Genomic DNA, 24046 nt, shown 5'->3' with positions numbered 1-24046 from the left:
GACATGGCAAGAAAACCACCGTTTCATTTTGTTGAGCTTAGCCACCAATTTATTTCTTCGCAGATCAATATTGAAAAATACAGAACCTGTCGAAAAGATTTTACCAGAAACCGAAAATTTGGCTTTAGAGAGTTATCTTTATCCATGTTGAGGACATTGAAACAAAACATACAGGTCGAATTGCAAAAGTTTCTTGATGATATTAAGAGCTGTGTTTACAGCTTTACCACCAGTGCTTTTGTACAGGGGCGTAAAAAGATAAAGCCCGATATGTTCCTTGATCTCAACGCTGCCATCGCCTCTGATTTTTATCGGGACAATGACGATTCGGTACAGCTTTACAAGGGACACAGGCTGCTAGCTATAGACGGTTCAACCATCAACCTTCCAATAAGCCCAAGTACGATAGCGGAATACGGCTTCTGCAATAATCAGAAAAAGACCGATGATGTGGTTATGGCCAGGGTTTCCATCCTCTATGACGTGCTCAACGAAATTGCTATCGATGGCCGCCTTTCACGTTTTAGTGTAGGCGAGGTCGCCCTTGCCCGCCAACAGCTTCAGCTTGCACAATGCGGCGATATTGTCATCATGGACAGGGCATACACCAGTTTTGGTGCGATGCGCCAGATGGGTGGAGATGGGATCCATTTTATATGCAGGTGTAAGATAGCCTATTCCAATGCAACCAGGGATTTTGCGCTTTCGGGGAAGGATGACGATATTCTGGTCTTGTCCCCCAAGCAGAACAGGTCGTTTAATGGCCTGCCATACGATAAAAATACATCTATTACAGTTAGGATGCTTAGGATACCCTTGAGCACTGGAGAGGATGAAATCCTGATTACCTCGCTATTGGACGCTAGGGCTTATCCCTACGCAGATTTTAAGGAGCTCTACTTCAAAAGATGGGCGATAGAAACCTATTATAACAGGTTTAAGAATATTATAGGCGTAGAACATTTTTCTGGGACAAGCTGTCAGTTTATACTACAGGAATTTTATTGTGCGCTGTACATGAGCAATATGCAGGCCATATTGACCATGGATGCACAACAACAGGCTCGGAAAAAATACGAACACCGTACCTATGAATACAGGATAAATGCATCTTTGTCGCTTTGTTTCATCCGCAACAGGCTGATAGAACTCTTTAGCAGCAAAACGGGCAAAGAAGCTATGGACGAACTGGAACAGCTCTTCGTTAAAAACGTTGTACCACTTAGGCCTAACAGGAATTTTGACAGAAAAACCGATAAATACAGGCAGAGAACAAAGCCAAAGCAGTTCAAAAATCGAAGAATTAACCTGTGAAACCCTTAACTTAATGACATTAGGCGTGCGCCAAGCAGGGAACTAATCTAGATAGTGTAACATTTACACGACAAAAATTAATCAAACGATTAAATGAGATTTCTCTGACTTTGAAAATCAAACTTGAAACTACTTTTGCTGTTTAACAAAATTGTTAAACATTAAAGTTAATTAAGCTTGAACAAGGAAGAACTCATTAAACAAACAGCCAAAGAGCTATTCTTTAGCAAAGGTTATTTGCACGCTACAACCCAAGAAATTGCGGATGCAGCTGGCGTTAACCGTTCGCTCATTAACTATTATTTCCGATCTAGAGATTTACTTTTTCAAACTGTGTATCGCGAAGCAGTTGACAGCTTAAAATCTCAATTGGACGAAGTGATTTATGGGAAGACGCCTTTTAAGGAAAAACTAAGCCTTTTTATCGATGTTCACATGAAAGAACTGCTTAAATATCCTTACAGAGAGTCTTTTTTAATTACGGAAATATGTAGTAAGAACTTTGCGCTAAAGGAGAAGAAAAAAAGTGAGGCCTTAAACTATTTCTTAAAAGAAGTTGCATTAGAAATGGATAAAGGCACAATCAAAAAGTACGATCCCATTCAGTTTGTTTTTAACCTAACCTCGTTAATTTCTTTTCCGGTTATTATGACACCGCTATACCAGAAGCTATTAGACATTTCTAAAGAGCAATATAGCCAACTCATCGCCGAAAGAAAACAGATCATTTTAGACCAACTATTAAACTAGAACCTTCAACACAATACATACATATAATGAACCCATCAAGAGTTACCTTCATAAAAAGTATTTTAAAAACTCTTGATAGCTTCATTACCATTAAAAATGCAAATGAATACTTCAATGAAACATTCCTCAATTTATTTATCGCTAACGGGTATCGCGGCCCTATTTATAGCGTCATGCAGTTCGGGCGGCAAAGATCCAAAAGCTGGTGGCCCTCCCGCTGGTCCTCAAAACTATCCTGTGGTACAAATAGATGCTTTTAATACCACATTAGAAAGCGATTATCCAGCTACGCTAGAAGGTCAGCAAAATGTAGACATCAGACCAAAAATTGATGGTTTTATCGAGAAAATTTACGTAGACGAAGGCGCAACCGTAAAACAAGGCCAACCGTTATTTGCTATCAATGCACCTCAATATCAGCAAGAAGTTAGAACGGCAGAAGCTGCAATTAGAAGTGCAGAGGCTGAGGTAAGTGCGGCACAATTACAGTACAACAAAACCAAGCCACTGGTAGATAAAGACATCATCAGCAAATTCGATCTAGAAAATGCAGCACTAACACTTACCAGCAAGAAAGCAAACTTAGCGCAGGCTAAAGCGGCTTTAGCAAATGCAAAAGTGAACTTAGGTTACACGGTAGTTACTAGCCCAGTTAATGGCGTAATTGGCACCATACCTTACAAAGTAGGTGCTTTGGTTAGCAGCACTAGCCAGCAACCCTTAACTACGGTTTCTAGCATTAGTAAAGTTTACGCTTATTTCTCCTTAAATGAAAAACAGTTGTTAGAAATTGCGAGAAACACTAAAGGCCGCACGCTAGAAGATAAAATCAAGCAAATTCCTAATGTAACGTTAGTTTTGGCAGATGGATCTATCTATCCTGAAAAAGGCAAAATCGAAACCATTAGCGGACAAATTAATGCGCAAACAGGGGCTTCTAGTTTAAGGGCTACGTTTCCAAACCCGAATGGTTTATTGCGCTCTGGTTCTAGTGCTTCTATCCGCATCCCGCAAAATGTAGAAAACGCTTTGTTGGTTCCTCAAAAATCTACTACCGATATTCAAGGGAAGAAATTTGTTTACTTGGTAAATGACACCGCCGGTGTAAAAAGCACAAATATCGAAATTATGGAACTAACTAAAGGAAACTACTATGTAGTAACTAAAGGTTTAAAAAACGGCGATAAAATTGTACTAGAGGGTTTTGCCTCATTAAAAGATGGCGACAAAATTAAGCCCCAAATAAAATCTGCTGATTCGGTATTTGCTGAAGCTAAGAATAAAACCCCAAACCCCTAAAGGGGCTTAAAAAGACTAAGCGTTAATCAATCTCATTCCCCCTTTAGGGGGTTAGGGCGTAATTTTAAAATCGAAAATCGATTCTCATGTTTAAAAAATTTATCGACAGGCCGGTACTTTCTACGGTAATCTCCATCATCATTTTGATTTTAGGGGTCCTAGGTATCATTACCTTGCCTGTTTCGCAATATCCAGAAATTGCACCACCAACGGTGCAGGTTTCTGCCTCTTACCAAGGTGCCAATGCCGATGTGGTAATGAGTAGCGTTGTTGTTCCGCTCGAAGAACAAATTAACGGCGTAGAAGACATGACCTACATGACTTCCTCTGCCGGAAACGATGGTTCTGCAACCATTACCGTTAACTTTAAGTTAGGTACAAACCCCGATTTAGCTGCGGTAAACGTACAAAACCGTGTGGCTCGTGCTACCAGTTTATTACCTGCCGAAGTTACTCGTGCGGGTGTAATTACCGCTAAAAGACAGTCGAGTAACGTGCTTATTTTCGCACTAAATAGCGAAGACCCGGCCTACGATCAAAAATTCTTACAAAACTATGCCGAAATCAATATCATCCCACAAATTAAAAGGGTTACCGGCGTAGGCGATGTAAATGCGTTTGGCCAATCTATATACACCATGCGTTTGTGGCTAAAACCAGATGTGATGGCGGCTTACGGACTGATACCAAGCGATGTGAGTGCTGCTTTGGCTGATCAAAACATTGAAGCCGCACCTGGCCAATTGGGCGAACAAGGACAACAATCTTTCCAATATACTTTAAAATATACCGGAAGATTGAAAGACGAAACGCAGTTTGGCGACATGATTATCCGAACTGCGGAAAACGGTCAGGTTTTGAAGCTGAAAGACATTGCCCGTATTGAATTGGGAGCGCAAAGTTATGCCTCTTCTGTTCAACTAAACGGAAAAGCGGCCTTAGGTTTTGCTGTAAACCAAACTGCGGGTTCGAATGCGAAAGAAGTAATTGATGGTGCGCTAAAGGCCTTGGAAACAGCAAAAGCGGATTTCCCTAGTGGGATTAAATATGAGGTGTTGACCAACGTAAACGATTTCTTAGATGCATCAATCGAAAAAGTATTACACACTTTGGTTGAAGCCTTCATCTTGGTATTCGTAGTGGTATTCTTGTTTCTTCAAGATTTTAAATCTACGTTAATACCCGCCATTTCGGTACCCGTTGCCATTGTAGGTACGTTTTTCTTTTTAAGTTTATTTGGCTTTACCATTAATTTATTAACGCTATTTGCATTGGTACTTGCCATCGGTATTGTGGTAGATGACGCCATTGTGGTTGTAGAGGCGGTACATGCCAAGCTCGACAAAGGTTATAAATCTGCCAAAAAAGCTACGCAAGACGCTATGGAAGAAATTACCGGAGCGATCATTTCCATCACTCTGGTAATGGCTGCGGTATTTGTTCCGGTAAGTTTTATCAGCGGTTCGTCGGGTGTATTTTATAAGCAATTTGGATTAACACTCGCCATCGCCATCATTTTATCGGCAATTAACGCATTAACGTTAAGTCCTGCCCTTTGTGCACTTTTATTAAAGCCACACAAAGACGACCATGAAGAGAAAAAAGGATTTATGAAACGCTTTTATGCTGCTTTCAATACCTCTTTCGAAACCATGACCCGTAAGTATAAAGGCTCTGTTTATTTTTTGGCGAAGAAAAAATGGATAGCGGGTTTAGGTCTTTTGGCTTTTGTTGCTGCTTTTGTATGGGCGTTTAATACTACACCAAAAGGATTTGTACCCAATGAAGATTTAGGAGCCATCATGTCTGATATTTCTTTACCACCGGGAACATCGCAAGAAAGAACAGACGAAATTGTAACCAAAATAGACGAAATTGTAAGAACTATACCAGAAGTGAGGTTAACCTTAAGAGTGGTTGGTAGAGCCATGATTAGTGGTTCTGGAAGTTCTTACGGTATGGTAATTGCCCGTTTAAAACCTTGGGACGAACGTAAACGTGATGTAAAAACTATTATTGGCGAGCTTTTTGCAAAAACGGCGAACATCAAAGAAGCAAAAATCATTTTCTTTGCCCCGCCAACCATTCAAGGTTTTGGTACTGGTGGTGGTTTCGAATTTCAATTGCAGGACAAAACTGGCGGAACCATCAACGCGTTTAACGAGGTAGCTACCAAATTTTTGGCGGCTTTAAACCAACGTCCAGAAATTCAGTATGCGGCAACGTCATTTAACCCTAATTTCCCTCAATATTTAATTACGGCCAACGTGGCTAAGATTAAACAAGCTGGTTTAAATGTAAATGATGTAATGAGCGTAATGCAAGGCTACTATGGTGGCGTATATGCATCAAACTTTAACAAATTTGGTAAGCAATATAGAGTGGTTTATCAAGCAGACCCACAATATAGAGCCAATTTAGAAAGTTTAAATGGTGTGTATGTTCGTACCCCAAGTGGCGAAATGGCTCCTATTACAGGTTTCATATCTACTGAGAGAGTTTATGGTCCACAGGCCATTTCAAGGTTTAACCTTTATACATCCATCGCTATTACCGGAAACCCTAACCCTGGTTTTAGTTCTGGAGATGCCCTTAAAGCCGTTGAAGAAGAAGCTGCTAAATTATTGCCGCAAGGATATGGTTACGAATACTCTGGCTTATCTAGAGAAGAGCAAGCAAGTGGCAACCAAACTATATTTATCTTCATGCTGTGCTTGGTGTTTGTTTACTTCCTACTTTGTGCACAGTATGAGAGTTATGTGTTGCCATTGGCAGTAATTCTTTCACTTCCGGTAGGTTTAGCAGGTGTATTTATCTTCGATAAGATTTTTGGTATCGATAATAACATCTACACCCAAATTACACTCATCATGTTAATTGGTTTATTAGCGAAAAATGCCATCTTAATTGTAGAGTTTGCCGCAGAGCGAAGAAGAAAAGGAATGACCATTTTGCAAGCTGCACTAGAAGGCGCAACGGCTAGGTTAAGACCAATTTTGATGACCTCATTCGCCTTTATCTTAGGACTTTTACCTCTAATGCTTTCTACAGGTGTAGGTGCTGCGGGTAACACGTCTATCGGTACAGGTGCAGTTGGCGGTATGTTAATCGGAACCATATTTGGGGTGTTCATTATCCCTGTATTGTTTATCGTTTTCCAAACCTTACAAGAAAAGGTAAGTAGTAAATCTCCGTATGACGAAAGTGTAATGGAAAGACAAACGCACTTAAACTTCGACAAAATAGACACTCCTGAAGCATAATTTCAGCATAGCAAAATGACAAGAAATCAGAAAATATCCATATTCATTACAGGTTCCCTACTTTTAAGTTTGGGGGCCTGTGTAACCCAAAAATATAAAACACCCGAAGAATTAAAAGCGGATGGTTTGTACAGAGATGTAGCACAAACAGACTCGGCAACTATTGCAGATTTGCCTACATCAACTTTATTTAGCGACCCACAATTACAAGCTTTAATTAAAGAAGGAATTGAGAACAATTTAGATTTAAAGGCATCCATAGAAAGAATGAAAAGTGCAGAAGCGAACTTACGCCTAAGCAAAACAGCTTTTTTACCAAGCTTAAATCTAGATGTATCAGCAACCGACAACAAACAATCTAGAGCAGCTTTAAACTTGCCTCCTAGCATTAACATCCCACTAGAAACACAATTGTATAGAGCACAATTAAGCACAGCTTGGGAAATTGATGTTTGGGGTAAATTGGGAAGTGCCAAACGTTCGGCGTTGGCTTCGTACCTACAAACAGATGCGGCTAAACGTGCGGTACAAACTCAACTAATTAGTTCTATTGCTACCAATTACTATACATTGTTGGCTTTAGATTTACAATTGAAAATTACCGAGCAAACCTTAGCTAGCCGTATTAAAAACGTAGAAGCAATTAAGGAATTGAAAGAAGCAGGCATTGTAAATGGCGCTGCAGTAGTGCAAAGCGAAGCGAACAGGTATGCTGCCGAAGTAAGCATTCCAGATTTGAAAAGAAGCATTAGAGAAACAGAAAATGCACTAAACCTTTTGTTAGGAAAAGGAGCAGGTTCGGTAACGAGGAACACCTTAGAAGCACAGCAAGATTACAAAGATTTGAAGGTAGGCTTGTCTTCTCAACTGCTGAAAAACAGGCCCGATGTACAACAAGCCGAGTTAGCCTTTAGGGTTGCTTTTGAGAACACCAACTTGGCAAAGACTTATTTCTACCCGCAGTTAACCTTAACAGCTAACGGCGGTTTATCTTCGCTAAAGCTAGAGAACTTCTTTAACAATTCTATTTTCTACAGCTTTGTTGCTGGCTTAACACAGCCTATTTTTAATAAAGGGCAAAATAAAGCCAGATTAACTTCTGCCAAAGCAGCTCAACAAGAATCGTATTTTGCTTTCCAAAAAGCGGTGTTAACTGCAGGTTCCGAAGTATCAAATGCTTTATATGCCTATCAAGCAGCAGTAGAAAAAGAAAATTCGAGAGAAAAGCAAATTGCTTCTTTAGAAAAAGCAGTAGATTACACTAAAGAATTGTTAAAATTCAGCTCTGCTACGAACTATACCGATGTATTGACATCTGAACAAAGTTTGCTAACTGCCCAATTGAGTGCCGTAAGTGATAAGTTACAGAAATTACAATCTATAGTGAATTTGTACCGTGCTTTAGGCGGTGGCTGGAAAGAATAGCGCAAATACACCCTTTTATAATTTGAGGCTCCGAGCGTTTGCTTGGAGCTTTTTTTATTGGCACCACGTCGTTTCGAAGGAAGTATGACTGAGAAATCTAAAGAGTTATTCATCATCATGCTAGATTTAACTTCGTTGTTTTTCAATTCTCCTATCGCCAGAAATTGACGGTATGTTATCTGTAGCGCTCTGCAACTCCTCCCCTTTGGCGGGAGGTTGGGTAGGTTTATTCCGAATAATTTCGGAAAGCTTTACTCCCCTTCGGCGATATACGCAGCAATGGCGATACGTATTTCTCCAAAATCATAAGCCTTGCCCACATGATCTCTAACTTCGTTTAGCTTTATACTTTTAAGCTCCCGAATAGCGCCCAAAAGAACATCTAATTTATGTTTGGCAATCACTTTATCGGCACTAATTTCTTGCTTGGCAATGTAATGCGCCAAGTGCCCTTCTATGGTTCCTTTGGTCATTTTTCTTTCTGCGGCAATTTCAGTTGGCGTTTTACCTTCGTTAAATAAAGCTAGCGTTACCTCTTTGGTGTCTATTTTTGGCGTCTTTTCTTTTGCTTCTTTTTTCTTAAACCGAGGTTTAGTATCACCACCTACCCGCTCTAGCTCTTCTTTGTTAGGTAGGCTGTAGGCTTTCTTCATTTGCTCCTCACGTTTAGATAACCCGTAAAGCTCATTCAGGTCTTCTTTGCCTATTTCTACACCATTAGCCTTTGCGCTCAACATTGCCTTAGCACGAACAATTTTTTTAAACTGTTCGTAAAACATGGCTTCCAGGTCAATCAATTCGTGAAGGTACTCTTTGGTTTGCTTTTGTTCTTTTACCGCTTCAATTTGCTCAAAAATTGTTTTGCTAAGTGCCTCTAAAATTGGAATAAAGTAATTCCTAGCCGCCTGTGTACGAGTAATCAACAAATCCATATCCACCGCTTGTCCTAAAACTAAAAGCCGATCTATTTGCTTTAAGAACTTGTCTGCATGAACTTTTGCTGCCATTAACTCTTGTTGCAATTTTACCGCCCAAGGCAAATGGGTTTGCTTTACCGAACGTTTTTCGTCTTTACTGTAGCTAAACACATGTTCGTAAACAAAATTATCCAATAAAGTAAAGTTAAAAGCTTGTAGTAAAGATTGTTTTAAGAAGGCATCGGCTTCTCTCGTTATCTGCGTTAGCAAACTTTCTTGCTCATCTTTTGTTCGCGAATAATAGGCCACATTTTGATCGGCTTTCATGCCCCTGTTGTTTAAGTGCGAAGTCAATATCAACCCATCTATAGATCGCAATCGCGATAGCGCTACATAAATTTGGCCCGGTGCAAAAGCATCGCCAATATCTACAATTGCTCTATCAAATGTTAAACCCTGACTTTTATGTACCGTAATGGCCCAGGCCAATTTAATGGGGTACTGGGTAAAGGTACCTATCTCTTCCTCTTCAATTTCGTTGGTATGTTTGTTGGTGGTGTACCTAATATTTTTCCAAACGTACTGCTCTAAACTAATCGGATATTTATTCCCCTCTGGCAACACCTCAATAAAATCGCTTTTTAAATCGGTAACCACAGCTAACTTTCCATTAAAAAATCGTTGCTCGCCTTTAGGGTCATTTTTGATGAACATTACCTGCGCACCAATTTTAAGTTCTAAAGTTTTCTCTATCGGATAAGCGCTTTCGGCAAATTCTTTTTCGATAACCGCATTGTAGAAATAAGATTTCCCTTTTAACTCGGCTAAGCTGCTACGGTTTAGTGCATCAGCTTTGCTGTTATGGGTAGTTAAAGTAATGTAGTTGTCGTTTAAATTGGGTTTGTAGTTTTCTTGGTAGTGGCTTTTAAGCAGAGCGATGTCTTGCTCGGTGGCCATATTATTACGCAGGTTGTTCAGTAAGTCAACAAAAGTTTGATCAGACTGGCGGTAAATTTTATCTAGTTCAATGTAAATCGGTGGATTGGTTTTTAGGCAAAGTGCATCAAAAAAGAAAGCACTTTGATAGAACATGCTGAGCAACGCTTGCTCTTGGTTTCTCACTACTGGCGGCAGTTGGTATAAATCGCCAATGAAAAGCACTTGCACGCCACCAAAATTTTCGTTATTTCGCCTCACGTAGCGTAGTACAAAGTCAATTGCGTCTAGCAAATCTGCCCGGAGCATACTTACCTCGTCAATAACCAGAAGTTCCATATCTAGCAAAATCCTGCGTTTAACGGCATTCATGCTTAGGTGCCTCACTAAACTCTTTGGTGTATTGTAAGGCACGCCCGAAGGCAACTTTTGATCTGGTGTAATGCGGGGAACAAACGTACCAAAAGGCAATTGAAACAACGAATGGATGGTAACACCCGCAGCGTTAATGGCTGCAATACCCGTAGGTGCAACAATTACGGCTCTTTTGTGAGTTTTGGTAATGATATTGCGCAAGAACGTAGTTTTCCCCGTTCCCGCTTTTCCGGTTAAGAAAATATGCCTTGAGGTTTGGTTAACAAATTTCGCAGCAAGCTCGGCAGGTTGTAGATGTTCGTTTTCTTCCAAATCGATTTTAATTTTGCTTGAGTTTAATAACCCTATCGTCAATTTACAAATTTAGCTTTATTATTTACGAATCTGTATTTGTATGAATAGCTGATTTTTTATTTTTCGGCTATTTCGTTACTAAAGCTGCCTTTAGCTTAAACGTCCAATTTTTTTAAAGCAGTTGTGCAACAAATACTAACAATCAGCAACTTATATCTATAACAATATTGTTAACAAAGGTTAAAATTGTTAAAACATTTCATAACTAAAATTTTAGTTATTATTTTAGCCGTTAATCAAACTATAAACATGAAGAAAACGTTACTCGCCGTGTTAACGATTTTGCTGTTTTCTTATTCAGCATTTTCGCAAACAAATTCTGCAAAAGGCACCATTGCCGACCTATCTGCCAACGCTAAACTGCACAATGCCACAATTAGTGTGTTAAACGCAAAAGACTCTACACTTTACAAGTTTACCAGAGCTACCCCAGATGGAAACTTCTCTTTTGGGCAAATGAAAAATGGAAGTTTCATCCTCTTGGTAACCTACCCTGAGTATGCCGATTTTGTAAACAAATTCACTTTAGATTCTGCCAATAAATCTATCGATTTTAAAGTGATAGACATGAAAACCAAAGCCAAGTTACTAAACGAGGTAATTATTAAGGGACAGGCAGCGGCTATTAAAATTAAAGGCGACACCACAGAATTTAATGCTGCTGCGTACAAAATACAGCCAAATGATCGTGTAGAAGATTTGCTAAAGAAATTTCCGGGTGTAACGGTTGATGCCCAAGGCAAAATTACCGCACAAGGTAAAACGGTAGAAAAAGTTTTGGTAGATGGAGAGGAGTTTTTTGGCGACGACCCAACCTTGGTAACCAAAAACCTAAGGGCCGATATGGTTGACAAAGTGCAATTATTTGAAAAAGCCAGCGACCAAGCGGCTTTTACCGGTGTTGATGATGGCGAAAAAAAGCAAACCTTAAATATCGTACTGAAAGACGATAAAAAACAAGGCTACTTTGGCAAAGTAGATGCGGGTTATGGCACTGATGATTTTTATCAGATCCAGGCCATGATCAATAAGTTTAAGAATAAAGAAAAAATTGCGGCTTATTTTACCTCTAGTAATACAGGAAAAACGGGTTTAGATTGGAATGATGCTGACAGATTTGGTGCCTCTAGTAACATGGAAATGACTGATGACGGAATGATATTCTTTACCACCGGCGGCGACGAACTTGATGGTGGTGGCAGATATTGGGGAGAAGGTATTCCAACTGCTCATAACGGAGGTATACACTACGAAAACAAGTGGAAAAACGATAAGCATTCTTTAAATACGAACTATAAAGCTGGTTCACTCAATGTGAAAACAGATAAAAACACCATTAATCAGAATAACTTAATTGGTGGGCTCATTGTAACCACTAGTGATGATAACCGCGAAAGCGACCTGTTTAGACAAAAATTGGATGCTACCTACAACGTAAAACTAGATACCAGCGCTAATTTAAAAGTTGTGATAGACGGCACGCTTAAAAACACCGAACTAGAAAGTACATTTGGCTCTGAGAGTAGACGTGGCGATCAAAGTTTAATCAATACGTCCGAAAGAACCACCGCTAACAAAGGAAGACAACAGCTGTTCAACTGGAGTGCACTTTACACCAAAAAACTGAAAAAAGTTGGAAGAAACTTCTCTATCAACTTGTCTCAAAACTATAGCAAAAACAATACCGACGGCAATTTATATTCTAATAACAACTTTTATGACGATGCGGGTTCTTTTGTAAGAAAAGAAGAGATTGATCAGCTAAACGACAATGATGTGGTGTTGAACAAGTTGGCTGCCAACCTAACCTATACCGAGCCGCTTAGCAAATTTTTGAGCTTAGTAGCTAGTTATGGCATCAGTTTAAGTAGTAACGATGCGCATAGGAAAACTTATGATAGGGGTTTATCTGGCAATTACGATCAACTAAACACCACCTTTAGCAACAATTTCCAATCAGACCAGCTAATTAACCAAGTTGGTGCCATTTTCAATTATAAAAAAGGGAAAACCGTAATAAACTTTGGTACAAAAACGAGTTTCGTAAACTTCGATCAAGTAGAGCAATACAGCAACCAAACATTTAACCGCAATTTTATCAATTGGTTGCCACAGGCAATGTATCAATACAAGTTCTCCGCACAAAAATCGTTTACTTTTAGATACAACGGCTCTACTACGCAACCAACCGTAAACCAATTGCAGCCAGTAAGAACCAACGACGACCCACTAAACCTACCCGAAGGTAACCCATTATTGAAACCCGCTTACAACAACCGCTTTAATATACGCTACAACACCTATAAGGTAATTAGCAGCCAAAATTTCTACATCAGCGCTAATGGTGGTTTCGTTAACAATGCTATTGTAAGCAGCAACGTTACAGATTTAGAAGGCCGCACCATTTACAAGTCTGTAAACTTAGAAGATGCAACACCTGCCAACTACAGCACTTATATAGGGTTTTCTAGAAAGCTGAAATTTTTATTTGATATCAATGCCGGAGTTGAGCTAAGTTCTAACGGGTCTACCAATTACAACTACGTTTTCGATAACACGACAAACCTAACACAGTTGAATAAAACCAACAGCATTAACTTTGGCCCTTCACTTAACTTAAGCAAATACGGAGAAAACAATAATTTCTATCTCTCGTTTGGCCCTAGGTACCAATCTCAAGTAGCTTCTTTACAAAAAAACCTAAGCAACCAAGGTTGGGGATATAGCGGCTATTTCGATGCACAATTAAAGCTACCTAAAAAAATTAGGTTCTCTTTAAACTCCGAATACACGTATCAACCTAGTACACAATCGTTCGATAATAATTTTGAAAGGCTAATCATTAACGCCACTTTAACCAAAGCATTCTTTAAACAAGAAACTTTAAAATTCTCAATTAGTGCCAACGATATGTTAGATGAGAATAAAGGTTTCAACCGTTATGCATCAGGAAGCTCGATTATCCAAACTACCTACAATAACATCGGGCAATATTTCATGTTCTCGCTCATCTGGGATTTCAACAAAATGGGCGTTGGGGCGCCAAAAACAAACTGAATCTAATTCTCTAAAAAAATGAAAAAATTAACATATATCATAAGCGCATATCTATTGCTCGTAGCGTTTCACTCAAATGCTCAACATGCCCGTTTTGTAACCCAGGGGACTATAGCATACGAAAAACGCATCAATGCTTACACCTTAATTAAAGATCAAATTAAAATCTGGGGCGGAGGCGATGACAGTTTTTATAAAGCAGCATTAGAAAACTATCAAAAGAACAACCCACAGTTTAAGATTTCGAAAAGCACACTTTATTTCGGTAAAGAAACTACCGCCTTTATACCTACAGAGGAAGCCATTGCAAGCACTGGTGGTTGGTTTGGGGATATGATAGAGTTTAAACAGGCAAATAGTATTTTAACAAACGTTAAAGCTGGAACCAGCAAAACCCAAAAAAAAGTTTACGATGAAACTTACATGGTAAGCGATAGTACCCGAAAAATAAATTGGAAAATTACCGATGAGTTTAGGGAAATTGCGGGCTACAATTGCCGTAGAGCAAATGCTTTGGTAATGGATTCTGTTTATGTAGTTGCCTTTTATACCGAAGAAATTGCGGTTAGTGGCGGCCCAGAATCTTTTGGTGGTTTACCCGGAATGATTTTGGGATTGGCCCTACCACACGAGCATGTAACTTGGTTTGCAACTTCGGTAAGCGATGCCCCAGTTAGCGAGGATAAACTAAAAATACCAACCAAAGGAAAACCGGTAAACAACAAACAGCTATACGATATTTTAAAATCAGCCCTAAAAAGCTGGGGAAAATCGGCGCACCAAACGTTTAAATGGGCGATGATGTAGTTAGGTTAACTGTTTAAACTGAAAAATCGGTTAACCGCTAGCCAAAGCAGTTAACCGATTTTATTTTTTTACGTTTCCAAGATTAAACGATTAACCAAATACACAATTAACCGATTAACCCAACGCTTAATTCACTACCAATTTATATCCTTTGCCGTGAACATTGATGATTTCTACTTTTGGATCTTCTCTCAAATATTTACGCAACTTACTTAAAAACACATCCATGCTACGGCCATTAAAGTAATTATCATCATGCCAAATATGTATTAATGCTTCTTCTCTAGTAAGCACACTATTTTTCTTTAAGCATAGCAAACGCAATAACTCTGCTTCTTTGGTAGATAGTTTTTGTTGCGCCCCTTTAAAATGAATTAATTGCGTGGTATAATCAAAAGTATAATTGCCTATTTCAAATTGCTTTGGTTCTTCTTCTTGCACCGTTTGTACCGTAGAAACCCTTTTTAATAAAGCGTTGATACGAAGCAAAAGCTCCTCAATTCTAAATGGCTTGGTAATGTAATCATCGCCGCCCAAATCGTAAGCCGAAGCTTTATCTTCCATCATAGATTTTGCAGTGGCAAAAATAATGGGCACGTTCGGGTCAGACTTTCTGATTTCTTTGCCCAATGTAAAACCATCTTTTTTGGGCATCATCACATCTAAAATACAAATATCAAAAGCTTGTTTGCCAAAGGCTTTTAAGCCTTCTTCGCCGTCGGCACATAACACCACTTCAAAATTACCTTTAATCTGTAAGTAGTCTTGCAGCAGCAATCCTAAATTCGGATCATCCTCAACCAACAGTATTTTCTTCATATCGTTTGCTTAATTTAATGGTAAATGTATTACAAATGTGGTTCCTTTATCTTTCTCGCTTTGCACCTTAATGGTACCGTTCATCTGTTTAATAATGTCGTTTACATAGCTTAAACCTAGGCCAAAACCTTTCACGTCGTGTAAATTTCCTGTAGGTACCCTGTAAAACTGATCAAATATTCTTTTGCTCTGCTCCTTACTCATTCCAATTCCTTCATCGCTCACTTCTATACAAATCTCTCTGCCCAAGGTTTTGGTTTTTATGGTTATTTTAGGGTTTTCTGGACTGTATTTATTTGCGTTATCAATCAAATTGTAAATCATATTCGAAAGATGCAGTTCATCGCCAATAACCACATCCGGATTAGCATCTAATGCTAAAATCAATGCGGTATCTTTCTTTTGTAGTTGTAGGCTCATGCTATCTACCACTAACGCAATCAAATCATTAATGGCTACTGGGTTGCGCTCTAGCTTAAGTTCTTTGTTATCTAGTTTGGCCACGTTCAACACCCTTTCAATGTGATTACCTAAACGCACATTCTCATCGTAAATAATGCCGGCCAAACGGTTAACCCTTGCCTTATCTGGTGTTAAATCAGGATCTTTTAGGGCTTCGCTAGCAATCATGATGGTAGCTACAGGAGTTTTAAACTCATGCGTCATGTTGTTGATAAAATCTGTTTTCATCTCCGAAAGTTTTTTCTGGCGGATGATGGCATAAATGGTATAAGCAAAAATAGAGATGAGTACCAATAACAAGCCTACAGAAGACGCCAAGGTTACAAACATGTTATTAAATATCAACGAATTTTTGTTGGGGAAACTCACATACAGCATTCCCGGATCTTTGGTAAGCAAATCGTTGCCAAAAATAACTTTGCTAAAGGTGTTTTTAGGCATTACATCGCCTGTTGGCAAAGATGCGTTCTGGTAAATAACCTTGCCCGTATTTCTTGATGGCGTTACCCAATAATTATAATCTAAATCAATATTCTTACTCAGCAGTTCTGCCTTAATTAATGTATCTACAATTTCTTGACTAGGCATCCTATCTTCAAGGGGCACGTTTTTATTAGCCATCTCTTTGGCCACATCCCGCAAAAGCATCACATTTCTGCCGTTAGCGAATAAATTAACGGTATCTGCGTACAATCGCTCAAGCTCAATTTTGTACTTATGCTCCGCCTTGGCATCCTCCATTTTAAATCTCACTTTCAAATCTGCGTCTACAGATGGCAATGTGATAAATTGAGGCCTAAGATCTGTAGGGCTAAATGCCAAATATATAATGGTATCTGGCAATTGGTTTAGCCTAATTACTGGGCGCTTACGGGAATAATTAGAGGATAGCCTCCGACTTACCACCTTACCATCTGGCGTTCTTAACTCGTTAATGTTAAATGTGAGTGTGCTTTCATTAGGTTTGGGGTTGGATAAGATGGCATAATCTTCTTCGCTAATAATTTGAGGCTGAAGATAATTGGCATTAATAATACTATCTTGGAAATTTAAATAAGCTAAAATCTGCTGCTGCTGCTTTAGCTTTCGTTGAATTTCGTTTTCTTTGAACTTTACCTTGAATGATACAATACTGTCTGTTTTACTTCGTATGTTGCTAACCTCTAATTCCTTGAACTCATTGTCTTTTTGGTTAATACGATGAATAACATTCTGTTTCTGTATTTTATTAACAACGGCAACTAGCGCTTGGTTTACATTCTGTTCGAACAACTGAGATTTTAGGTTGTACGACTCCCTAATGTAATACATCTGCATCACAAAAACCCCCAACAACGCAAAGGTCATTAAGGCGGTAATTATCCAAAGGCTCTTCTTTTTCATCGCAACTATTTCAAAAATAGCGAAGATAAACCCGAAAGCAGCTATGCTTTAACAATTTTTAACAGTAACTAAACGCAAAAAAGCCCCGATTTTAAATCGAGGCTCATCAAATTATAAAGTGTTTTCTTAAAAAGCGATGTTAGAGAGCTTATTAAAACGGCAAATCGTCATCTTCGCCAGCGGCGGTGCTTACATCTGCAGGTGCTGCATATTGCGGTGCAGCTGCTGGTGCTGCTCCTGCTGCATTAGCCAAAGCAGTAACACGCCATACCACCAAACTGTTAAAATATGAGGTTACCCCTTCCTTATTTGTCCACGGGCGACCACGCAAGTTAAACGAAACCTCAATCTCGTCGCCAGCCTTTAAGCTATCCAACAAAGCGGTTTTATCTTGTAACGCCTCAAACCTAATGTATTCTGGATAGGTTGGGTTTTCTGCATATTCTACTATCAAATCACGTTTTTTGAACGTTTCACTCACTTGTTGTACTGCACCAATTTCGTGCACCTTACCTTTAATTTCCATAGCTGTACTATAATATTTCTCTTCCACCCAAATCTCTATATTTTTATTGATAACTTCGCAAATGATATGACACAAGTTTTCCACACCAAGAGTAAGGTAATCATTACCTGTAATAAAAGGCTATCAACCTACCTACAAGCAGAAGTAGAAGAACTAGGCTATACCATAATAAGAAGTTTCTCTACCGGGGTTGAGCTAAACATTACCCTTAACGAGTGTATCAAGCTTAACCTAAACTTGCGTTGTGCAAGTCAAATTTTATATAGCTTAAAAAGCTTTACTGCTAAAAATCCAGAAGAGCTTTACACAGCCTTAGTAGCCATGGAGTGGGAAGAATTACTAGATTTCTCTGGTTATTTCTCCGTTACCTCTAATGTAGATAATGCATTTATCACTACCCCCTTATTTGCTAATTTAAAGGTTAAAGATGCCATTGTAGATAGAATTAAAGATAAAAAAGGCATTCGCCCAAATACTGGCTCCGACGCCAATAAGGCCGTAGTACATTTATATTGGAAAGATAGCGATGCTGATGTTTTCATAGATACTAGCGGCGAAACATTGAGCAAACACGGGTACAGAAAAATACCTGGCAAAGCGCCAATGCTAGAAGCCTTAGCTGCAAGCACAGTTTTAGCTACCAAATGGGACCAAAAATCTCCATTTGTAAACCCAATGTGCGGCTCTGGAACCTTGGCCATAGAAGCAGCTTTACTTGCAACCAACCGTAGGCCAGGCTTATACCGCATGAATTACGGCTTTATGCACATTATAGGCTATGATGAAGAAGTTTTTTTTGCCGAACGCAGGATTTTAAAAGATCAGGTAATTAAAAACATAGACTTACAGATTATAGCTACCGATATTTCTGAAGATGCAGTTGAGGTTAGTAGAAAAAATGCTAAAACCGCAGGGGTTGACCAACTCATACAATTTGAGGTTTGCGACTTTGCAGATACGCATGTGCCCGAAGGTGGGAAAGGCGTTGTGGTATTTAATCCCGAATATGGGGAAAGATTGGGTACACACAGCAAACTAGAATTGACCTACAAGCGCATGGGCGATTTTATGAAAACCAAATGTAAGGGCTATTATGGATATATTTTTACCGGAAACCCCGATTTAGCAAAGAAAATAGGGCTTAAAGCCGATAAAAAGATAGAATTTTACAACGGGAAACTCGATTGCAGAATGTTAGAATATGAGCTATATGATGGCAGTAGAAGACCAGAAAATGAACGTCCAAACAAACAATAGCTAAAAAAGTTGTAAGAAATATATCGTAATCTTAAAAGTTTTACTCACACGTGTTGTGGTTGGCAAAATATTTGTATAGCTTCAAATACACTTAACTACCTACATGATGAACGAAACTTACAGAAAAGAGATGCAACGCATCGCCTTAAGAATTAGAAAAGTACGCGAATTCAAAAATTTTTCGCAAGAGTATCTAGCTACCAAAATTGGCATTTCTCAAAATGCTTACAGCAAAATTGAGTTAGGCTATAGTAAAATTACGCTAGACAGGCTTTTCCACATCGCTAAGCTACTTGATGTAGACACCTATGAACTACTGGCTTCAAAAAGAAACTAGCAACAACAAGTAAGCATAGCACACCAAGCCCGACCAGACCGTCGGGCTTTTTTATTTTGCGCAAACGCCACAATTACTTTAATTGCCGCAATTTACGTTATACCTTTGCTCCATGCAAAACATCATTGATCAAACCATAACCTTTGTTAAAACCGTTCTAAAAAATGCAGAAGCAGGACATGATTGGTTCCATATAGAAAGAGTGTATAAAACTGCACAACACATTAACGAAACTGAAAAAGCAGATGCGTTAGTTGTAGCCTTAGCTGCATTGCTGCATGATATTGCAGATAGTAAATTTAACGGTGGAGACGAAGAAATTGGACCACAAAAAGCTGGAGATTTTTTAGAGAATATAGGCGTGCAACCACAAATAATTAACGAAGTAAAACTGATTATTAAAAACCTATCGTTTAAGGCAAGTTTTGGCCAAATCAATTACACTTCAAAAGAATTGGATGTAGTACAAGACGCTGATAGGCTAGATGCCATTGGCGCTATTGGCATTGCCAGAGCATTTACCTACGGAGGTTTCAAGAATAGGGTTTTGTATGACCCAGCTATCAAACCTAATTTAAAAATGACCAAAGAAGAGTATAAAAATACCACCGCTCCTACCATTAACCATTTTTACGAAAAGCTATTGTTGCTAAAAGATTTGATGAAAACCGAAACTGGGAAAAACATGGCCAAACAGCGGCATGATTTTATGCTTTCGTATCTCGATCAGTTTTACGCAGAATGGGAAGGTAAAAAATAAACTAAAAATATTAGCTATTTTACTATATTTGTTAGTAAAATAGTTTGATATGTCTGAAAGATTAAGAGAAAAGTTAAACATATTGGCCGATGCGGCAAAGTATGATGTTTCGTGCTCATCGAGCGGTAGCGACAGAAAAAACACTAACAAAGGTGTAGGAAATGGGCACAAATCTGGTATTTGCCATACTTATACAGAAGACGGAAGGTGTGTTTCTTTACTTAAAATTCTTCTTACCAATCATTGTATCTTTGATTGTGCTTATTGTGTTTCTCGCAGAAGCAATGACATAGAACGTGCCGCTTTTACTGTAGATGAAGTGGTAGAGCTAACCATGAATTTCTACCGTAGAAACTATATAGAAGGGCTTTTTTTAAGCTCGGGCATCTTCAAAAATGCCGATTTTACCATGGAAAGATTACTTCGTGTGGTAAAAAAATTGAGGCTCGAAGAAAACTACAATGGATACATTCACTTAAAAACCATTCCTGGTGCAAGCGACGAGCTGATTACCGAAGCCGGGCTATACGCAGACAGGATGAGCATCAACTTAGAGATGCCAACGGAAACTGGCTTGAAACTTTTAGCTCCAGAAAAAAGCCACGAAGATGTGATTAAACCATTAGGTTTTGTAAAAAATCAAATCATCCAATTTAAAGAAGAAAAAAAACTGATTAAAAGTGTACCCAAGTTTGTTCCTGCTGGCCAGAGCACGCAAATGGTTATTGGCGCCACGCCCGAAACCGATAAAGAAATTATGTACACCGCTGCAAATTTCTACCGTAGCTTTTCGCTAAAGCGAGTTTATTATTCGGGCTACATTCCTATTAGTAACGATAGTAGAATGCCAGTTTTGGGCACACAACCGCCACTGTTGCGAGAAAACCGGCTTTACCAAACCGATTGGTTAATGCGCTTTTATGGCTTTGATGTTCGCGAATTACTGAATGATGCCAATCCTCATTTAGATACCGATATTGACCCAAAATTGAGCTGGGCGTTAAGAAACATGCACCTCTTTCCTATCGATATTAACACGGCAGACTACCAAATGATTTTACGTGTACCGGGTATTGGCGTAGGTTCCGCACAAAAAATTGTACAGGCTCGCAAATTCGGCAAACTCTACATTCATCAGCTAAAAAAAATTGGGATTGCTTACAATAGAGCGAAACATTTTATTACGTGCGCAGATACGCCATACCAGTTAAAGGATTTTCAGAGCCACCAAATTAAAGGATTTATTTTAGCAGAAAGCCAGAGCAAATACCTGAAAACACCTAACAATCAAATGTTGTTGTTTTAGACCTGCCCACTGTAGAGACGCACAATTGTGCGTCTCTACATAGACGAATAAATCATGATTTACATTTTCGATGGAAGTTTAGAAGGTTTACTAACCGCAGTTTTCGAATGGTTTGAAAGGAAACCGGGAATAGTTAGCGTTATGCCGAAAAGCAGGTATCAGCCAGATGCGTTTACGACCGCTTTTGAGGTTTTAACAGATAGAACCAAGGCTGACAGGGTGTGGAATGGCTTGGCAAAGCGACTAGATAGAGACTGGATGAGGAAGATATATTGTACTTACCTCTCAGAAATAGACCAAATGCACCAAGAAATTTTTGGTTTCTGCTGTTACATCTTTCAGCATCAGGCGGGTGCCGAAAAAAATTACGGCAATGCACAGGTATTAAATATTACGCAAACAGCCAGAAAGGTAGAACGCGAAAAACATAGAATGGAAGCATTCATCCGCTTTCAAAAAACGGCCGAGGGAATGTTTTATTCCGGCATCGATCCAGATTTCAATGTTATCCCGCTACTGGTTAACCATTTTAAAAATCGTTATGCCGACCAAACATGGATCATCTATGACATTAAAAGGCATTACGGTATCTATTACGACCTGCAAACAGTAGAAGAAATTAAAATGGATATAGACCTAAATTTATTAAAAAAAGCTAACCAACACCTGTTAGATGAGCAAGAAGCTTTATACGCCGATTTATGGAAAGACTATTTTAAAAGTACCAATATTGTAGCCCGTAAAAACACTAAACTACATACCCAACATGTACCTAAACGCTATTGGAAATACTTAACCGAAAAATTATAGGCAAGCAATTAACATTATCTTAACCTAATAGATGTAATTTAGCAATATGAAATTTAGCGTATTGGTTTTATTTACGGCTTTGGCTGTTGGGCTTTCTATTGGCTTGGTAAACTACCACTTTCAGGGCAGTTGGTATTATTTATTGATATCTTTCGGAATTTCATTTGGCACCAGTTTCTTGGTATTTTATTATTTACTAGAAAAATACATCTATAGCAAAATTAAGCTCATTTATAAGCAAATACACAACCTAAAACTCGGCAAAGATTTAAAGGAAGCACTTGGCGAATATGTAAGTGCAGACCCCATTAACGACGTACAACAAGAAGTAGAAGAATGGGCCGGCGCTAAGAAAAAAGAAATTGAACTGTTAAAAAAACAAGAACAGTTTAGGAGAGAATTTCTTTCGAACGTATCTCACGAATTTAAAACACCTCTTTTCGCCATACAAGGATATATTGAAACCCTACAAGATTGCTTGCTAGACGACCCAGAAATGGCGGTTAAATTCTTAAAAAAAGCAGAAAACAATATCGAACGTTTAAGTTACCTCATTACTGATTTAGATTCGATTTCGAAATTAGAAACTGGCGAAATACCCATTAACTACATAAGATTTGATATTGTACCCTTAATTAAAGAGGTGCTCGATATATTGGAAGATAAGGCCTTAACTACACAAACAAAACTGATTTTTAAGGAAAAATATACGGCGCCAACAATAGTGTACGCAGATAGGGAAAAAATTAGACAAGTGCTGATGAACCTCATTCAAAACTCTATCAAATATGGTAAAGAAAACGGTTCTACCTCGGTTAAAATATTTGAGCTGCACGACCAATACCTTATCGAAGTTACTGATGATGGCATGGGCATTGAAGAAAAACATTTACCTCGTTTATTTGAGCGATTTTACAGAATGAACTCGCATCGCTCTAGAAAAGAAGGCGGAACAGGCTTGGGCCTAGCTATTGTAAAACACATTTTAGAAGCGCACCAACAAACCATTTCTGTACGTAGCACACCAAATATTGGAACTACATTTGCCTTCACGCTTCAAAAAAACCACGAACCTTTGTTAAACTACGGTAAAAAATAAAGACTAAACTTAGCCCTTTTAGCGCAATAGAGTGCATTTCATTTCGCTAACATAGCTAAACCGTTAACAATCAAATAAAATTGTGGCAAAAGTTAACATTAACTTAACATTGCGACTTTACTTTTGCATCATATTTAAATACGAGTATGAGCAATATATTTAGCTTCTTTACACCTAAAGACAAAAAATTTCAACCACTGTTTGAGCAAGCAGGAAGTAACGTTAGGAAAATTGCAGAGGCACTTTTAATAGTAGTAACTACTGACGATATCGAAAAAAGAAAAGAAGCCATTAAAGAGGTAGAACGCCTTGAACACGTTGGCGATGACATTACTCACACCATCTTTATCGAATTAAGCAAAAACTTTATCACTCCATTTGATAGGGAAGACATCCACTCGCTAGCTAGCGCTATTGATGATATTGCGGATTATATCCATGCATCGGCAGGAAACATTGAGCTTTACAATGTAACCAATATTGGCGAGCCAATGGTAAAATTAGCAGAGCTACTTGTAGAAATGTGTACCGACCTTGAAAAAGCAATTAAAGAACTAAGAAGCTTTAAAAACATTAGAGTAATTGCTGATGCTTGCGTGAGAATTAACAGCGCAGAAAACCAAGCGGACTACACTTGTAACTTGGCTATTGCCCGTTTGTTCGAATTTGAAACTAACGCAATAGAATTAATTAAGCAAAAAGAGGTGTTACAAACGCTAGAAATTGCAACTGATAAATGTGAAGATGCAGCAAATGTGCTAGAATCTATCTTGGTTAAAAACGCATAAGA

General features: G+C 38.7%; 18 protein-coding genes. 14 read left to right on the top strand and 4 right to left on the bottom strand.

Going from position 1 to position 24046, the window contains the following annotated elements:
* Positions 1-3 precede the first annotated feature (3 nt).
* The 5 genes from OVA16_RS07255 (at position 4) to OVA16_RS07235 (ending at position 8051) form a co-directional block, all read left to right on the top strand.
* A complete protein-coding gene (locus OVA16_RS07255) occupies positions 4-1314 on the top strand; it encodes an IS4 family transposase (protein ID WP_267764525.1) in 1311 nt (436 codons plus the stop codon).
* A gap of 177 nt (positions 1315-1491) precedes the next feature.
* The gene (locus OVA16_RS07250; RefSeq protein ID WP_267764523.1) at positions 1492-2064 is read left to right on the top strand and encodes a TetR/AcrR family transcriptional regulator; all 573 of its coding nucleotides are present in this window, start codon (positions 1492-1494) and stop codon (positions 2062-2064) included.
* A 114-nt stretch (positions 2065-2178) separates the two neighbouring features.
* The gene (locus OVA16_RS07245) at positions 2179-3363 is read left to right on the top strand and encodes an efflux RND transporter periplasmic adaptor subunit (protein WP_267764521.1); all 1185 of its coding nucleotides are present in this window, start codon (positions 2179-2181) and stop codon (positions 3361-3363) included.
* An 86-nt stretch (positions 3364-3449) separates the two neighbouring features.
* Positions 3450-6626 (top strand): efflux RND transporter permease subunit, encoded by a 3177-nt coding sequence (locus tag OVA16_RS07240; RefSeq protein WP_267764520.1) that lies wholly within the window; start codon positions 3450-3452, stop codon positions 6624-6626.
* A 15-nt stretch (positions 6627-6641) separates the two neighbouring features.
* A complete protein-coding gene (locus tag OVA16_RS07235; RefSeq protein WP_267764518.1) occupies positions 6642-8051 on the top strand; it encodes an efflux transporter outer membrane subunit in 1410 nt (469 codons plus the stop codon).
* A gap of 251 nt (positions 8052-8302) precedes the next feature.
* Here OVA16_RS07235 and OVA16_RS07230 read toward each other — a convergent pair whose 3' ends face one another.
* The gene (locus OVA16_RS07230; protein WP_267764517.1) at positions 8303-10591 is read right to left on the bottom strand and encodes a helix-turn-helix domain-containing protein; all 2289 of its coding nucleotides are present in this window, start codon (positions 10589-10591) and stop codon (positions 8303-8305) included.
* A gap of 291 nt (positions 10592-10882) precedes the next feature.
* Here OVA16_RS07230 and OVA16_RS07225 point away from each other — a divergent pair, with 291 nt between their 5' ends.
* Both OVA16_RS07225 and OVA16_RS07220 read left to right on the top strand, forming a co-directional pair.
* Entirely contained in the window at positions 10883-13690 is a 2808-nt protein-coding gene (locus OVA16_RS07225; protein WP_267764515.1) for an outer membrane beta-barrel family protein, read from the top strand.
* 18 nt (positions 13691-13708) lie between these two features.
* The gene (locus OVA16_RS07220) at positions 13709-14497 is read left to right on the top strand and encodes a GLPGLI family protein (RefSeq protein ID WP_267764514.1); all 789 of its coding nucleotides are present in this window, start codon (positions 13709-13711) and stop codon (positions 14495-14497) included.
* Between the two features lie 126 nt (positions 14498-14623).
* Here the strand turns inward: OVA16_RS07220 and OVA16_RS07215 are convergent, their stop codons facing one another.
* The 3 genes from OVA16_RS07215 to OVA16_RS07205 form a co-directional block, all read right to left on the bottom strand.
* Positions 14624-15316 (bottom strand): response regulator transcription factor, encoded by a 693-nt coding sequence (locus OVA16_RS07215; protein WP_267764512.1) that lies wholly within the window; start codon positions 15314-15316, stop codon positions 14624-14626.
* A 9-nt stretch (positions 15317-15325) separates the two neighbouring features.
* The gene (locus tag OVA16_RS07210; protein ID WP_267764510.1) at positions 15326-17161 is read right to left on the bottom strand and encodes a sensor histidine kinase; all 1836 of its coding nucleotides are present in this window, start codon (positions 17159-17161) and stop codon (positions 15326-15328) included.
* Positions 17162-17312: 151 nt separating this feature from the next.
* Positions 17313-17687, bottom strand: coding sequence for a DUF3127 domain-containing protein (locus OVA16_RS07205; protein WP_267765361.1), 375 nt, complete (start codon positions 17685-17687; stop codon positions 17313-17315).
* Between the two features lie 66 nt (positions 17688-17753).
* Here OVA16_RS07205 and OVA16_RS07200 point away from each other — a divergent pair, with 66 nt between their 5' ends.
* The 7 genes from OVA16_RS07200 (at position 17754) to OVA16_RS07170 (ending at position 24044) form a co-directional block, all read left to right on the top strand.
* The gene (locus OVA16_RS07200) at positions 17754-18944 is read left to right on the top strand and encodes a THUMP domain-containing class I SAM-dependent RNA methyltransferase (RefSeq protein ID WP_267764509.1); all 1191 of its coding nucleotides are present in this window, start codon (positions 17754-17756) and stop codon (positions 18942-18944) included.
* 103 nt (positions 18945-19047) lie between these two features.
* The gene (locus OVA16_RS07195) at positions 19048-19281 is read left to right on the top strand and encodes a helix-turn-helix domain-containing protein (RefSeq protein ID WP_246073487.1); all 234 of its coding nucleotides are present in this window, start codon (positions 19048-19050) and stop codon (positions 19279-19281) included.
* Positions 19282-19393: 112 nt separating this feature from the next.
* Positions 19394-20041: an HD domain-containing protein gene (locus tag OVA16_RS07190; protein WP_267764507.1), complete on the top strand. Its 648-nt coding sequence runs from the start codon at positions 19394-19396 to the stop codon at positions 20039-20041.
* 49 nt (positions 20042-20090) lie between these two features.
* Positions 20091-21347 (top strand): putative DNA modification/repair radical SAM protein, encoded by a 1257-nt coding sequence (locus tag OVA16_RS07185; RefSeq protein WP_267764506.1) that lies wholly within the window; start codon positions 20091-20093, stop codon positions 21345-21347.
* Between the two features lie 54 nt (positions 21348-21401).
* A complete protein-coding gene (locus OVA16_RS07180; RefSeq protein ID WP_267764505.1) occupies positions 21402-22157 on the top strand; it encodes a TIGR03915 family putative DNA repair protein in 756 nt (251 codons plus the stop codon).
* Positions 22158-22203: 46 nt separating this feature from the next.
* Entirely contained in the window at positions 22204-23256 is a 1053-nt protein-coding gene (locus tag OVA16_RS07175; RefSeq protein ID WP_267764503.1) for a sensor histidine kinase, read from the top strand.
* 146 nt (positions 23257-23402) lie between these two features.
* A complete protein-coding gene (locus tag OVA16_RS07170; RefSeq protein ID WP_267764501.1) occupies positions 23403-24044 on the top strand; it encodes a DUF47 domain-containing protein in 642 nt (213 codons plus the stop codon).
* Positions 24045-24046 lie beyond the last annotated feature (2 nt).

Source organism: Pedobacter sp. SL55 (genome assembly GCF_026625705.1).
In the GTDB taxonomy this organism is placed as follows: Bacteria; Bacteroidota; Bacteroidia; order Sphingobacteriales; family Sphingobacteriaceae; genus Pedobacter.
This window is presented reverse-complemented; position numbering and strand designations above follow the sequence as displayed.